The 13,260-nt window shown below is 75.8% G+C and carries 14 protein-coding genes; 11 read left to right on the top strand and 3 right to left on the bottom strand.

The window, feature by feature from the left end; translation table 11 throughout:
- Positions 1 to 75: 75 nt before the first annotated feature.
- Both serA and ACRYMY_RS08760 read left to right on the top strand, forming a co-directional pair.
- Positions 76 to 1,320 (top strand): phosphoglycerate dehydrogenase, encoded by a 1,245-nt coding sequence (serA, locus tag ACRYMY_RS08755; RefSeq protein ID WP_432546908.1) that lies wholly within the window; start codon positions 76 to 78, stop codon positions 1,318 to 1,320.
- A gap of 32 nt (positions 1,321 to 1,352) precedes the next feature.
- Positions 1,353 to 1,862 (top strand): metallophosphoesterase family protein, encoded by a 510-nt coding sequence (locus ACRYMY_RS08760; RefSeq protein ID WP_432546875.1) that lies wholly within the window; start codon positions 1,353 to 1,355, stop codon positions 1,860 to 1,862.
- A 9-nt stretch (positions 1,863 to 1,871) separates the two neighbouring features.
- On the opposite strand, the gene ACRYMY_RS08765 is transcribed toward ACRYMY_RS08760, so the two are convergent.
- Together ACRYMY_RS08765 and ACRYMY_RS08770 are read right to left on the bottom strand one after the other, a co-directional pair.
- The gene (locus tag ACRYMY_RS08765) at positions 1,872 to 3,041 is read right to left on the bottom strand and encodes an FUSC family protein (RefSeq protein WP_432546876.1); all 1,170 of its coding nucleotides are present in this window, start codon (positions 3,039 to 3,041) and stop codon (positions 1,872 to 1,874) included.
- Between the two features lie 77 nt (positions 3,042 to 3,118).
- Complete coding sequence (locus ACRYMY_RS08770) at positions 3,119 to 4,303, bottom strand: zinc-dependent alcohol dehydrogenase (protein ID WP_432546877.1); 1,185 nt, start codon at positions 4,301 to 4,303, stop codon at positions 3,119 to 3,121.
- A gap of 182 nt (positions 4,304 to 4,485) precedes the next feature.
- On the opposite strand from ACRYMY_RS08770, the gene ACRYMY_RS08775 reads away from it, so the two are divergent.
- The 5 genes from ACRYMY_RS08775 (at position 4,486) to ACRYMY_RS08795 (ending at position 8,069) form a co-directional block, all read left to right on the top strand.
- Complete coding sequence (locus tag ACRYMY_RS08775; RefSeq protein WP_432546878.1) at positions 4,486 to 5,352, top strand: hypothetical protein; 867 nt, start codon at positions 4,486 to 4,488, stop codon at positions 5,350 to 5,352.
- Positions 5,349 to 5,813, top strand: a complete 465-nt coding sequence (locus tag ACRYMY_RS08780) for a phage holin family protein (protein WP_432546879.1) — start codon at positions 5,349 to 5,351, stop codon at positions 5,811 to 5,813. The genes ACRYMY_RS08775 and ACRYMY_RS08780 overlap by 4 nt, the downstream gene beginning before the upstream one ends.
- Positions 5,789 to 6,595 (top strand): DUF3618 domain-containing protein, encoded by an 807-nt coding sequence (locus tag ACRYMY_RS08785; protein WP_432546880.1) that lies wholly within the window; start codon positions 5,789 to 5,791, stop codon positions 6,593 to 6,595. Before ACRYMY_RS08780 ends, ACRYMY_RS08785 begins: the two co-directional genes overlap by 25 nt.
- Positions 6,596 to 6,691: 96 nt before the next feature.
- A complete protein-coding gene (locus tag ACRYMY_RS08790) occupies positions 6,692 to 7,003 on the top strand; it encodes a hypothetical protein (protein WP_432546881.1) in 312 nt (103 codons plus the stop codon).
- 76 nt (positions 7,004 to 7,079) lie between these two features.
- The gene (locus tag ACRYMY_RS08795; protein ID WP_432546882.1) at positions 7,080 to 8,069 is read left to right on the top strand and encodes a YihY/virulence factor BrkB family protein; all 990 of its coding nucleotides are present in this window, start codon (positions 7,080 to 7,082) and stop codon (positions 8,067 to 8,069) included.
- Positions 8,070 to 8,142: 73 nt separating this feature from the next.
- On the opposite strand, the gene ACRYMY_RS08800 is transcribed toward ACRYMY_RS08795, so the two are convergent.
- Positions 8,143 to 9,177 carry an aldo/keto reductase gene (locus ACRYMY_RS08800; RefSeq protein WP_432546883.1) on the bottom strand — a complete coding sequence of 345 codons (1,035 nt, stop codon included), beginning with the start codon at positions 9,175 to 9,177 and terminating at the stop codon, positions 8,143 to 8,145.
- Between the two features lie 141 nt (positions 9,178 to 9,318).
- Between ACRYMY_RS08800 and ACRYMY_RS08805 the strand changes: the two genes are divergently transcribed.
- The 4 genes from ACRYMY_RS08805 (at position 9,319) to ACRYMY_RS08820 (ending at position 13,213) form a co-directional block, all read left to right on the top strand.
- On the top strand, positions 9,319 to 10,407 hold the full coding sequence (locus ACRYMY_RS08805; protein ID WP_432546884.1) for a PfkB family carbohydrate kinase: 1,089 nt from the start codon (positions 9,319 to 9,321) through the stop codon (positions 10,405 to 10,407).
- A gap of 104 nt (positions 10,408 to 10,511) precedes the next feature.
- Positions 10,512 to 11,159: a UdgX family uracil-DNA binding protein gene (locus tag ACRYMY_RS08810; protein WP_432546885.1), complete on the top strand. Its 648-nt coding sequence runs from the start codon at positions 10,512 to 10,514 to the stop codon at positions 11,157 to 11,159.
- Between the two features lie 45 nt (positions 11,160 to 11,204).
- Positions 11,205 to 11,870, top strand: coding sequence for a GntR family transcriptional regulator (locus ACRYMY_RS08815; RefSeq protein ID WP_432546886.1), 666 nt, complete (start codon positions 11,205 to 11,207; stop codon positions 11,868 to 11,870).
- Positions 11,867 to 13,213 carry an MFS transporter gene (locus ACRYMY_RS08820; protein ID WP_432546887.1) on the top strand — a complete coding sequence of 449 codons (1,347 nt, stop codon included), beginning with the start codon at positions 11,867 to 11,869 and terminating at the stop codon, positions 13,211 to 13,213. The genes ACRYMY_RS08815 and ACRYMY_RS08820 overlap by 4 nt, the downstream gene beginning before the upstream one ends.
- The last annotated feature ends 47 nt before the right edge of the window (positions 13,214 to 13,260 follow it).

Below are 13,260 nucleotides of genomic sequence, written 5' to 3' on the forward strand. Positions count from 1 at the left end.
GCGCCACACTGGTGGCCCACCCCGCGACCGTCACCGCTGGAGGACTCCGTGCCCGCGCCCGTGCCCGCCGCCGACCTGGCGCAGCCCGCCGCCCCCCTCCGCGAGGCGGGAGCCACCGGCACCCGCCGGGCGCTGCTGCTGGAGAACATCCACGCCGACGCCCGCGCGCTGCTGTCCGAGGCCGGCTGGCAGGTCGAGACGGCGCCCGGCGCCCTCGACGAGACCGAGCTCGTCGAGCGCCTGGACGGCGTCTCGCTGCTGGGCATCCGCTCGCAGACGCAGGTGACCGCCGCGGTGCTCGAGGCCGCGCGGGACCTGCGCGCCGTGGGTGCCTTCTGCATCGGCACCAACCAGGTCGACCTGTTCGCGGCCGCCGAGCGCGGGGTCGCCGTCTTCAACGCGCCGTACAGCAACACGCGCAGCGTCGTGGAGCTGGCGCTGGCGGAGATCATCGCGCTGACCCGCCGGCTGACGGTGAAGGACCGCGCGATGCACGCGGGCGTGTGGGACAAGTCCGCGGCGGGCTCGCACGAGGTCCGCGGCCGCCGCCTGGGCATCGTGGGCTACGGCAACATCGGCTCGCAGCTGTCGGTGGTCGCCGAGGCGCTGGGCATGAGCGTGTTCTTCTACGACACCACCGACAAGCTGGCCCTGGGCAACGCCCGCCGCTGCGGCAGCCTGCACGAGGTGCTGGAGATCGCCGACGTCGTGACGCTGCACGTGGACGGCCGCAGCAGCAACACGGGCTTCTTCGGCGAGGCGGAGTTCGCCCGGATGCGCCCGGGCTCGATCTTCCTCAACCTCTCGCGCGGGTTCGTCGTCGACCACGGCGCGCTGCGCCGGCACGTGGAGTCCGGCCACCTGGCGGGTGCGGCCGTGGACGTCTTCCCGCAGGAGCCGAAGGGCAGCGGGCAGGCGTTCGACTCGGAGCTGCGCGGCCTGGACAACGTCATCCTCACCCCGCACGTGGGCGGGTCGACGGAGGAGGCGCAGGAGGACATCGGCCGGTTCGTGGCCGCCAAGCTGCGCGACTACGTCCTGCACGGGACGACGACGCTGAGCGTGAACCTGCCGGCGCTGGCGACCGAGCACGCCCCGGGGACGGTGCGGCTGGTCCACCTGCACCGCAACGTGCCCGGCGTGCTGGCGGCCATCAACGGCGTGCTGGCCGACGAGGGTGTGAACATCGAGGGCCAGCAGCTCGCCACGCGCGGGGACCTGGGGTACGTGGTCACCGACATCGCCGCCCCGGCCTCGGAGGAGGTCGGGCGCCGGCTGCGGCAGCTGCCCGAGACCGTCCGCGTCCGCCAGCTCGGCTGAGCGGCGACGGCGACGGCGCCGGGGGAGGGGCGGTGCGCCTGCTGCTGGTGTCGGACACCCACCTGCCCCGGCGGGCGAAGGACCTGCCCGCCCCCGTGTGGGAGGCGGTCGAGGCCGCCGACGTCGTCGTGCACGCGGGCGACTGGGTGGACGCGGCGACGGTGCACGCCCTGCAGCGGCGCGCGCGCCGGCTCGTCGGGGTGGCCGGCAACAACGACGGCCCCGACGTGCGCGCGCTGCTGGGGGAGACCGCCGAGGTGGAGCTCGGCGGCGTGCGGGTGGCGGTGGTCCACGAGACGGGACCGGCCCGGGGCCGCGAGCGGCGCTGCGACGCGGTGTGGGCGGGCCGCGCGGACCTGCTGGTGTTCGGTCACAGCCACGTGCCGTGGGACTCCACGACCCCGTCGGGGCTGCGGCTGCTCAACCCGGGCTCGCCCACGGACCGGCGGCGGATGCCGACGTTCACGTGGACGACCCTCACGGTCGGCGGCGGGCGGGTGCTCGACGTGGAGCTGCACCACCTCGTGCCGCCGGCGCGCTGACCGCGTCCCTCAGGAGCGCCGGCCGCGGCGCAGGGTCCCGCGCACGCGCGCCAGCGGACGGGGCCGCGCGGCGCGCACGACCGGTTCGGGGTCGGGCCGCGCCCACGGGGTGGGCAGGACGGCCTCGGGGTCGGGGTCGTCGGTGCTCACGTGCAGCGCCCCCAGGCAGCGGCGCAGCAGGGTGGTGACGGCGCCGGCGGTCTGCCGGTCGCGGTCGAGGGTGAACTCCGCGCTCATGACGGCGGCGGACAGACGCTGCAGGTGCTCGCGCAGCCCGTCCGTGGTGGCCGCGTCCAGGCGGGGGTGCTCGGGGACGTGGCGCACGGCCGCGGCCAGCGCCGCCAGCACGTCGGCGGTGGGCAGGCGCAGCACCCGGTCCAGCGCGACGGAGCCGTCGCCGGGGGACTGGACCTCCACGAGCAGCTCGGTGAGCTCCTCGACGCGGGTGGCGAGGTTGTCCAGCACGACGCCCGCCAGGTGCTGGCGCTGCACCTTCTCCGTGTTCCACCGCGCGCGCACGTTGCCGGCCAGGGACTCCTCGGTCTGCCGGGACGTCACGCGCACGGACTCGCGGACCGGCTCGATCGCCCGCAGCCGCTGCGACCACTCGTCGCCCGTGGGCGGGTCGTCGCGGCGCAGCCCCTCGGCGAGGTCGTCCAGCTGGTCGGCGACGGCGGTGCTGAGGTCGCGCAGCGCCCGGTCGGACGTGGCGAGCGGGACCTCGGGGAAGACGGCGTTGACGGTCACCGCCACGAGCCCGCCGAGCAGGGCCAGGCCGCTGTAGGCGACGACGTACTCGACGGGGTCGGGGGCGCCGATGACGAGCACGAACAGCGCGGCGGTCACCACCCAGCTGCGCTGCTCGCCGAACACGCGCAAGCCCGCCAGCAGCGTGCCGGCCCCCACGACGAGGGCGATCTGCGGCAGCCCCTGGCCCAGCCACGAGCTGACGCCCAGCGCGAGCAGCGCGCCGGCGACGATGGCGGCCACGGCCGCCAGGGAGTTGCGCCAGGAGGCGCGGACCGTGGTGTACGAGCCGACGACGGCGCCCAGCGGCGCGTAGTACGGGTACTCCTCGGCCGGGGCGAACGGCAGCCACAGCGCGATCTGCCAGGCGAGCGTGGCCGCGGCGGCCGTGCGCACCGCCAGCCCGAACCGCGGCCACCGCCCGAACAGCACCCCCCGGGCCACCTCGCGGGCCCGGGGGACCGGGGACGCCGGGGAACCGCGGGAGGGGCCGGCGTCGCCGGCCCCGCTCACGGCTGCAGGACGACCTTGATGCAGCCGTCGCGCTTCTCCTGGAACGCCGCGTACCCCTCCGGGGCGTCGTCCAGGGGCAGTCGGTGCGTCGTGAGGTCCATGACGCCCAGCGGGTCGGCCGGGTCCTCCACGAGGGGCAGCAGGTCGTCGACCCAGCGCTTGACGTTGCACTGGCCCATCCGGAACTGGATCTGCTTGTCGAACATCGTCAGCAGCGGCAGGGGGTCGGCCTCGCCGCCGTACACGCCGGACAGCGAGACGGTGCCGCCGCGGCGCACGGCGCGGATCGCGGTCTCCACGGCGGTGAGCCGGTCGACGCCGGCGGTCTCCATCGCCTTCTGCGCCAGCTTGTCCGGCAGCAGCCCGACCGCGGTCTGGGCGGCCTTGGCGACGGCGCTGCCGCCGCCGCCGTGGGCCTCCATGCCGACGGCGTCGACGACGGCGTCGGGGCCGCGGCCGTCGGTGCGCTGCAGCAGCTCGTCCACCACGTCGCCGGTGCCCTCGACCGTCTCGACGCCGTACCGCTCGGCCATGGCGCGCCTCTCGGCGACGGGCTCGACGGCGATGACGCGGTGGCCGAGGTGGCGGCCGATGCGGGCCGCGAACTGCCCGACCGGGCCGAGACCGAGGACGGCGAGGGTTCCGCCCTCGTCGACGGCGGCGTACTGCACGGCCTGCCAGGCGGTGGGCACGATGTCGGACAGGAACAGGTAGCGCTCGTCGGGCAGTTCCTTCCCCACCTTGATCGGCCCGTAGTCGGCGTGGGGGACCCGCAGGTACTCCGCCTGGCCGCCGGGCACGGACCCGTACAGCGAGGTGTAGCCGAACAGGGCCGCGCCCATGCCCTTCTCGCGCACCTGCGTGGTCTCGCACTGGGTCTGCAGACCGCGCTCGCACATGAAGCAGTGCCCGCAGCTGATCTGGAAGGGGACGACGACGCGGTCGCCGACGGCGAGGTCCGTCACGGCCGAGCCGACCTGCTCGACGATCCCCATGGGCTCGTGCCCGAGCACGTCGCCCTTCGCCAGGTACGGGGCCAGCACCTCGTACAGGTGCAGGTCGGAGCCGCAGATCGCCGTCGAGGTGATCCGGACGATCGCGTCGGTGGGTTCGCGCAGTTCCGGGTCGGGCACCTCGGTGACCGCCACGGACCGCTTCCCCTGCCAGGTGAGCGCCTTCATGGGCCCCGACCCTGGCACCCCCGGCCCTTCCGGGCACGTCGGCGTCCACCTGCGTCCCGTGATGTTTGAACGTGCCCGCACCGGGTACCTGCGGCTCGCGGGTGGCCGTCGGGAGGATCCGGCCGGCTCTCGGTCGCGCCTGGCGTGCGGCGCCCGCGACGGACCAACGGGAGGACGTGAGCATGTCGAACGACGACAGCCAGAGCACGAAGGCCCGCGCCCAGGAGACGGCCGGCACCGCGCAGCAGCGCGCCGGCGAGGTCGCCGGCTCGGCGAAGGAGCAGGCCGCGGGTGTGGCCGGGACGGCCAAGGAGCAGGCCGCCGGCGTCGCCGGCTCGGCCAAGGAGCAGGCCGCCGACGTGGCCGGGACGGCCAAGGAGCAGGCCGCGACCGTCGTGGCGGAGGCCAAGGACCAGGCCGTCGGGCTGCTCGACCAGCTGCGCCAGCAGGTGGACGAGCAGACGGGCACCCAGCGCGACCGCCTGGCCGCCTTCCTGCGCCAGGCCGGTCAGGAGCTGCGCCAGATGGGCGACGCCAGCGAGGGTTCCGGCGCCGCCACCCAGCTCGTGCGCCAGGCGGGTGACCGCGCCAGCGCGTGGGGCAGCACCCTGGAGGCGCACGAGCCGCAGGAGCTGCTGGAGCAGCTGCGCCGCTACGCGCGACGCCGCCCCGGCGCCTTCCTGCTGGGCGCGCTCGCCGCCGGCGTGGTGGCCGGCCGGGTCACCCGCGGCGCCAGCGCCGCCTCCGGCCGCACCGGCGACACCGCCGTCGGCGCCCGCGGCTCGCGCGAGCTCGAGCCCCTGGCGACGGCGCCGGTCACCACGGCTGGCGCGACCACGCCCGCCCCGCTCGGCGGCGTGGGCCCGGGCACCGCTCCCGGGACCGGCAGCGCGGTGGGCGCGGGCGTGGGCACCGGTGTCGCCGCTCACGACGTCGACCCGACCGTCTCCCGCTTCGGCGAGAACCCGGACGAGGACCTCGTGCCGCACCACCTGCGCAGCGACGTCCCGTCCGTGTCCGACGCCCCGTCGCACGGCTACCGCCCGTGACGGCGCCGACGTCCGGGGCGCACCCGGCCGGGGAGCCGTCGGGCGCGACCGGGGCCACGGGCTCCGGGGCGTCCGGGGAGAACGGTGAGCGCTCGCTCGGCGAGATCTTCTCCAGCATCACGACCGAGCTGTCGACGCTCGTCCGCCAGGAGATCGCCCTCGCCAAGACCGAGCTGCGCCAGGACGCCAAGAACGCCGGCCGCGGTGCCGGGATGCTCGCCGGCGCCGGCGTCGCGGGCCACCTGTTCCTCATCTCGCTCACCGCGCTGGTCGTGCTCGCCCTCGGGCACCTCATCGGCCACGCGTGGGCGGCGCTGGTCGTGACGGTCGTGTGGGGCGTCGTCGCGGCCGTGCTCGCCAAGAGCGGGCAGAAGGAGCTGAAGAAGGTGCCGCCCCCGCTGGAGCGGACCACCGCCACTCTCAAGGAGGACGTGCAATGGGCCAAGCACCCGACGAACTGACCGGACGCGAGCACGCGCGGGAGATCGAGACCGACATCTCCCGCACGCGGTCCTCGCTGAGCGCCGACCTCGACGAGCTGAGCGACCGGCTGAGCCCGTCGAACGTGGCCCAGCGCCAGACCGAGCGCGCCAAGGACGCGGTGCGCTCGCGCGCCGTCGGCGTGAAGGAGAAGATCATGGGTTCTGCGCACGACGCCGCCGACAGCGTCCGCGGGACGGTGGGCGGTGCCACGGACAGCGTCCGCGGGACGGTGGGCGGTGCCGCGGACAGCGTCCGCGGTTCGGTGGACGACGCGAAGCACCGGGTGGGCGACGCCCGCGACAGCGCCGGCGGGACGGCCGCGGACGCGAAGGCCGGGGTGACCTCCAAGACGCGCGGCAACCCCTTGGCCGCCGGCCTCGTGGCCTTCGGCGCCGGGTGGCTGCTGTCGTCCCTGCTGCCGGCCAGCCAGAAGGAGGCGGAGCTCGTCGGCGGTGCCGTCGACCGCGCCAAGGACTCCGACGCGCTGCAGCAGGTGCAGCAGGAGGCCCGCAGCGTCGTCACGGACGTCAAGGACGAGCTCCAGGGGCAGGCCCAGGACGCCGTGCAGCAGGTCAAGGAGACCGCGCAGGACGCCGCGCAGACGGTGAAGTCCGACGCGCAGGACGCCACCCAGACGGTGAAGTCCGACGCGCAGGACGCCACGCAGACGGTGACGTCGGACGCGCAGGGCGCCACCGGCCACCTGAAAGCGCAGAGCCGGGACGCTGCCGCCGACGTGCAGGGCACCGCGCGCAGCTGACCCGCCCGCGCGGGAGCGCGGGGGCCGGCCGTCGACCCGGTCGGCTCCCGCGCTCGCGCACGTTCGAGATCGGCTCGAGCGGGGTACGACACGGTCATGACCACACCCGCTGACGGCACGGCACCCGCTGACGGCACGGCACCCGCTGACGGCACGACGCCCGTGGGCGGTACCGAGCCCCACGACGAGCGGGGCCGTGAGCGCCTCGCCGACGCCGCCGAGCACCTGCACCGCTCGGAGGAGGCCACCGACGACGCCCGCCGCGCCGCCCGCGACCTGGGGATGACCGAGGAGGACGGGGAGACGGGCCGCGACGACGAGCTCGGCGAGACCCGAACCCCGCCGCAGGAGCCGCGCGGGACGGCTGACCTGCCCGCCGGTGCCGACGACCCGGACCGCCGGGACTGACCCGACCCGTCGACGACGCCGCGGGCGACGGCGCGCTCAGCGAGCGCCCGCGCCGCCGCGGCGGGATGGTGGAGACATGAGCAAGACGAACACCCAGCGCGACCGGTTGTCGGTCCAGCGCGACGCCCCCGGCGTCCAGGCCGACAGTCCCCAGGAGATCCCGGCCCGCGGCTGGTTCCAGGTCACCAAGCGCGCCTGGAAGGAGGCGAGCGAGGACCTCGTCCCCCTGCTGGCCGCGGGGGTCGCCTTCAAGGCGTTCCTGGCCATCTTCCCCGCGCTGACGGCCGCGTTCCTCGTCTGGGGGCTCGTGGCCGACCCGCAGCAGATCAGCGAGCAGATCAGCGGTGTCGAGGCGATCCCCGAGGCCGCCCGCCAGTTGGTGGTCGACCAGGTCGAGCAGATCTCGAACAACCAGAGCGCTGCGGGCTGGACGATCGCGATCGCGGTCGCGCTGGCGCTGTGGAGCGCGTCCAGCGGCGTGCAGAACCTCATGTCGGCGACGAACGCGGCGTACGACGAGGAGGAGACGCGCGGTTTCGTCAAGGTCAAGGCCACCGCGCTGCTGCTGACCGTCGGCGCGATCGTCTTCATGCTGCTGGCCATCGCGCTCATCGCGGTGCTGCCGCCGCTGCTGTCCGCGCTCGGCCTCGGCGGGCTGGCCGCGTTCGGCATCCAGGTCGCCCGGTGGGTCCTCCTGCTGGGTCTCGTGATGGTCGCGCTGGCCGTCGTCTACCGGCTGGCTCCCGACCGCGACGCCCCGCAGGTCAAGTGGGTCTCGGTGGGCGCCGCGGTGGCCACCGTCCTGTGGCTCGTCGTCTCCATCGGTTTCTCGATCTACGTCAGCGTCTCCGGGGAGTCGTCCTACGCCAAGAACTACGGGGCCCTGGCGGGCGTCGTCATCCTGCTGGTGTGGCTGTGGCTGACCAGCTACGCCATCCTCCTGGGCGCCGAGATCAACGCCGAGTCCGAGAAGCAGACGGCGCACGACACGACCGTCGGTGACCCGCAGCCGATGGGCAGCCGCGACGCCACGGCCGCCGACCAGCCGCCGGCGCCGCAGGCGTAGGCCCGGGGCTCGCGCACGACGGCCCGCCACCCCCCGGGGGGTGGCGGGCCGTCGCACGTCTCCTGCGCGGGGCTCAGCGCCCGCCGGTCAGCTTCCTGCTGCGCTGGGTGATTGCCTTGTCGCCGTAGGGGTAGTCCGCCGGCTGGGGGTCGCTGGCCTCGTCGAGGCGCACGAGCTCCTCCTCGGTCAGCTCCAGGTCCGCGGAACCCAGGTTGTCGAGCAGCTGCTCGGTGGTGCGCGCCCCGAGGATCACCGAGGACACGGCCGGCTGCGCGGCCAGCCACGCCAGCGCCACCTGCGCCATCGTCGCGCCGCGCGCCTGCGCGACCGACTGCACGGCGTCGACGACGTCCCACGTGCGCTGCTGGGCGTTGCGGCCGGCGTAGTTCTCCATCCCGCGCTCGGGGTCCTCGCCCAGGCGCGAGGCACCCGTGGGCACGGTGTCGCGCTGGTACTTGCCGGACAGCCACCCCCCGCCCAGCGGCGACCACGGCAGCAGGCCGAGGCCGTTCTCCTCCGCGGCCGGGACGATCTCCCACTCGATCTCGCGCACGAGCAGGCTGTACTGCGGCTGCAGCGTCACCGGGCGCGCGAGGCCCAGGGCGTCGGCGAGGTCGACGGCCTTCTGCAGCTGCCAGCCGGTGAAGTTCGACAGCCCGACGTTGTGCACCTTGCCGGCGCGCACGAACGCGTCGAGCGTCTGCAGGGTCTCCTCCAGCGGCGTCCACGGGTCCCAGGCGTGCACCTGGTACAGGTCGACGGCGTCCACGCCGAGGCGGCGCAGCGAGGCGTCGAGGGCGCGGGTGAGGTGGCGTCGGGACAGCCCCAGGCCGTTGGGTTCCGGCGAGGTGGGGAAGCGGCCCTTCGTCGCCAGCACGACGCGGTCGGTGACCTCGTCCGGGCGCGCGGCCAGCCAGGCGCCGATGATCTCCTCGCTCGTCCCACCGGTGTACACGTCGGCGGTGTCGACGAGCGTGCCGCCGGCCTCGACGAACCGGTCGAGCTGCTCGAACGCGCCGTCGCGGTCGGTCTCGCCGCCGAACGTCATGGTGCCGAGGGCGAGGTGCGACACCGAGGTGCCGCTGGCGCCGAGGGTGCGGTACTCCATCGTGGGGTTCCTCCAGACGGGTGAACTGCTCCGGGCGCCCCATCCTGCTCCGGCGCCCGCCACCCCGCCGCCCCGGGCCGCGTCCCGCGGGGGTGCCCGGGCTCGTTGTGCCGCCGGGCGGGCGCGCGGCAGGATCGGCGCGTGCCCAGCGCGACGCCCCCGGACGCCCCCTTCGACGTCCACGTGCGCGGCACGGTGTTCCTGGACATCGTCCTGACCGGGCTCGAGGCCGAGCCGCGGCTGGGCACCGAGGTGTGGACCTCGGGGATGGGCTCGTGCCCGGGCGGCATCGCGAACATGGCCGTGGCCGCCGCCCGCCTGGGACTGCGCACCTCCCTGGCCGCGGCGTTCAGCACCGACGCCTACGGGCAGTTCTGCTGGCAGACGCTGGGCGAGCAGGAGGGCGTGGACCTGTCGGCGTCCCGGCGCGTGGCCGACTGGCACTCGCCGGTGACGGTCTCGCTGGCATGGGGCGGCGACCGGGCGATGGTCACCCACGAGCACCCCGCGCCCGGCGAGGACCCCGGGGACGTGCCGCCCGCGCGCGCCAGCCTGGTGCACCTGGCCGCCGAACCGCAGCCGTGGGTGCGCCGGGCCGCCGCGGCCGGGTCCCTCGTGGTCGCCGACGTCGGCTGGGACCCCACCGCCGAGTGGTCGGCGGACGTCCTGGCGGGGCTGGAGCACTGCCACGCCTTCCTGCCCAACCACGTCGAGGCGCTGCGGTACACCCGCACCGGCACCCCCGAGGAGGCCGCGGCCGCCCTGGCGCGGCACGTGCCGCTGGCGGTCGTGACGCGCGGCGCGGACGGCGCCGTGGCCGTGGACGCGGCCACGGGGGAGAGCGCCGACTGCCCAGGGCTGCCGTTCGAGGCCCTGGACACCACCGGTGCCGGCGACGTGTTCGGGGCGGGCTTCGTCGCGGCCACGCTGGGCGGGTGGCCGCTGGGCGACCGGCTGGCGTTCGCGAACCTGTGCGCGGGGCTGAGCGTCCAGCAGTTCGGGGGGTCGCTGTCCGCCCCCGGCTGGGGCGACATCGCCGACTGGTGGCTGCACCTGCGCACCGGCCCGCGCACGTCGGCCACGGCGCAGCTGGTCCGCCGCTACGGGTTCCTCGAGGACGTCCTGCCGGCCGAGCACGGGCGCGCGGTGCGCCGCGCCGGCGCCACCCTGGCGGTGCTGGACGACCTGCCCCGCAACGACCTGCCCCGGGGGGACGGCGCGACCGCCTGACGCTCCGGGCTGACGGGCCGCCGGGACGCCGGGTCGGCCGCGGGCGCGCGGTGCGGCGGGCGCGCGGTGTGGCGGGCCCCGGCCCGAGGGGCTAGGACAGGGGCATGGCGACCAAGGTCGAGCGTCCGGGAGCGCAGCAGTGGGTACCCGAGGGCGCCGACGTCGAGGGGCTGCGCGAGGCGGCGGGGAGCTGCCACGGCTGCGAGCTGTGGGAACCGGCGACGCAGGTCGTCTTCTCCGCCGGGTCGCCCACCGCGCGCCTGGCCCTCGTCGGCGAGCAGCCGGGCGACCAGGAGGACCGGCGCGGCGTGCCGTTCGTCGGCCCGGCCGGCCGCCTGCTGCAGCGCGCGGTGGACGAGGCGGGCATCGAGCGCTCCGACGTGTACGTGACGAACGCGGTCAAGCACTTCCGCTTCACCCAGAAGGCGCCGGGCAGCCGGCGGATCCACGCCAGCCCGGACGTCGGGCACATCACGGCGTGCCGGCCGTGGCTGGCGGCCGAGCTCGCGCAGGTCGACCCCGAGGTCGTCGTGTGCCTGGGCGCCACGGCCGCCAAGGCGCTGCTGCCGAAGGAGTTCCGCGTCACGAAGGACCGCGGGCGCACGATGGTGCTGCCCACGTCGCGCGGGGAGAAGACGTTCCTCGGCACCATCCACCCCTCGGCGGTGCTGCGGGTGCCCGAGGAGGACCGGCAGGCCGCCTACGACGGGCTCGTCGCCGACCTGCGCACCGCGCTCGCCGCCCTGGGCTGACCCGCAGCCCGGCTCGGGCGGTGGTTGTGCCACGATAGATACAACATGGACACCGCCAGCACCTCAGGTGCACCACCCGTCGCGCCCCCGGCCGCTGAGCGCGTCTACGCCGAGGTCAAGGCCGCCATCCTCGACCGCTCCCTGCCCGGCGGGCAGCTGGTGACCGAGGGGGAGCTGGCCGCGCGCACCGGCGTCTCGCGCACCCCCGTGCGCGAGGGCCTGCTGCGGCTGGAGGCCGAGGGCCTGGTGCGGCTGCTGCCCAAGCGCGGCGCCCTCGTCGTGCCCGTCTCCCCCGAGGAGGTCGAGGACGTCCTGGAGGCCCGCGAGCTCGTCGAGGTCCACGCCGCCGTGCGCGCCTGGGACCGGCGCGCGGAGTTCACCGGCGAGCTGGCCGCGCACCTGGAGCGCATGCGCGCCGCGCAGGCCGCCGGGGACGCCTGGGAGTTCATGGGCGCCGACCGCGCCTTCCACGCCACCGTCGTCCGCGCCGCCGGCAACCGCGTCCTGGCCGACCTGTACGACGGGCTGCGCGACCGGCAGATGCGCATGGGGGTGGCGAACATGCGCGGCTCGGCCGACCGGGTCGCCGTCGCGCTGGCCGACCACGAGGCGCTGCTGGAGGTGGCGCGCACGGGGGACCTGCGCACCTGGCGCGAGCTCGTGCGCCGCCACGTGCGCAGCGCCGGCGACCGGCTGCGGAGCACCCGGTGAGCGGCCCGGTGAGCGCGCGCGGCGGTGCCGTGCGCGGGGCGTGGCTCGTGTTCGCCGTCGGGGCGGTCGCCTACGTCGTCACCGTCCTCAACCGCACCTCCCTGGCCGCCGCCGGCATCGACGCCTCCGAGCGCTTCGCCGTGGGCGCCGGGACGATCGGCGCGTTCGCCGTCCTGCAGTTCCTCGTCTACGCGGCCCTGCAGGTGCCGGTGGGCGTGCTCATGGACCGCTGGGGCCCGCGCCGCCTCGTCGTCGCGGGTGCCGTCCTCATGGCCGCCGGGCAGTTCCTGCTCGCCGTCAGCACCGACGTCTCGCACGCCCTCCTGGCCCGCGTCCTCGTCGGCGCCGGCGACGCGGCCACCTTCGTCAGCGTCCTGCGCGTGGTGACGAACTGGTTCCCGCCGCAGCGCGTACCGGTGATGACCCAGCTGGTCGGGTTCTTCGGCCAGTTCGGGCAGGTGCTCAGCGTCGTGCCGCTCGTCGCGCTGCTGCACGGCGCCGGCTGGACGCCCGCCTACCTGGCCGTCGCCTCCTTCAGCGCCCTGGCCGCGGTGCTGTGCGTCCTCGTGCTGCGCGACGCGCCGCCCGGCGCGCCCGTCGCGCGCTCGGTCGTCCCGCTGCGCCGCGTCGCCGGGGACCTGCGCGAGACGCTGCGCCAGCCGGGCACCCGCCTCGGCCTCTGGTCGCACTGGGCGACGCCCTTCTCGGGCAACGCCTTCGCGACCCTGTGGGGCTACCCGTTCCTCGTCTCCGGCCAGCAGCTGAGCGCCGCCGGGGCCAGCGCCCTGCTCACCCTCTACACCGTCGCGGCCGCCGTCAGCGGCCCCGTCATCGGCACCCTCGTCGCCCGGCACCCGCTGCGCCGCTCCTGGATCGTGCTGGCCGTCGTGGCCGGGCAGGCGCTGCTGTGGGCGCTCGTCCTGGCGCACCCCGGGCCCGCGCCGGTGGCCCTGCTCGCGCTGCTCGTCGTCGTCGTCGCCGTCGGCGTGCCCGGGTCGATGGTCGGCTTCGACTTCGCCCGCACCTCCAACCCGGCGCACCGCCTCGGCGGGGCCACCGGCCTGACGAACGTCATGGGGTTCACCGCCTCATTGCTGCTCGTGCTCGGCATCGGCCTCGCCCTCGACCTGCAGGGCGCCGGCACGCCGGAGACCTACCGCCTGGACGCGTTCCGGTGGGCCTTCGCGCTGCAGTTCCCGCTGTGGGCGGTGGGCGTGGCCGGCATCCTCGTCAGCCGCCGGCGCACCCGGGCCCTGCTCGCCACCCAGGGCGTCGTCGTGCCGCGGATGCGCGACGCGGTGCGCCGCGACCTCGCCGCGCGGCGCGCGCGGGCCGGCCGCTGACCACGTCCGCACCCCGTCCGCACCTCTCAGGGCGGGCGCCACCGTGA

It is taken from the genome of Kineococcus haloalkalitolerans (genome assembly GCF_050871905.1).
Classification (GTDB): Bacteria; Actinomycetota; Actinomycetes; order Actinomycetales; family Kineococcaceae; genus Kineococcus.

What these genes read in the sequence shown, in the direction of transcription:
- ACRYMY_RS08815 (WP_432546886.1), top strand. Translation starts at nt 11,205, where the DNA reads ATGGACACCGCCAGCACCTCAGGTGCACCACCCGTCGCGCCCCCGGCC.
- ACRYMY_RS08810 (WP_432546885.1), top strand. Translation starts at nt 10,512, where the DNA reads ATGGCGACCAAGGTCGAGCGTCCGGGAGCGCAGCAGTGGGTACCCGAG.
- ACRYMY_RS08790 (WP_432546881.1), top strand. Translation starts at nt 6,692, where the DNA reads ATGACCACACCCGCTGACGGCACGGCACCCGCTGACGGCACGGCACCC.
- ACRYMY_RS08785 (WP_432546880.1), top strand. Translation starts at nt 5,789, where the DNA reads ATGGGCCAAGCACCCGACGAACTGACCGGACGCGAGCACGCGCGGGAG.
- ACRYMY_RS08775 (WP_432546878.1), top strand. Translation starts at nt 4,486, where the DNA reads ATGTCGAACGACGACAGCCAGAGCACGAAGGCCCGCGCCCAGGAGACG.
- ACRYMY_RS08795 (WP_432546882.1), top strand. Translation starts at nt 7,080, where the DNA reads ATGAGCAAGACGAACACCCAGCGCGACCGGTTGTCGGTCCAGCGCGAC.
- ACRYMY_RS08770 (WP_432546877.1), bottom strand. Translation starts at nt 4,303, where the DNA reads ATGAAGGCGCTCACCTGGCAGGGGAAGCGGTCCGTGGCGGTCACCGAG.
- ACRYMY_RS08800 (WP_432546883.1), bottom strand. Translation starts at nt 9,177, where the DNA reads ATGGAGTACCGCACCCTCGGCGCCAGCGGCACCTCGGTGTCGCACCTC.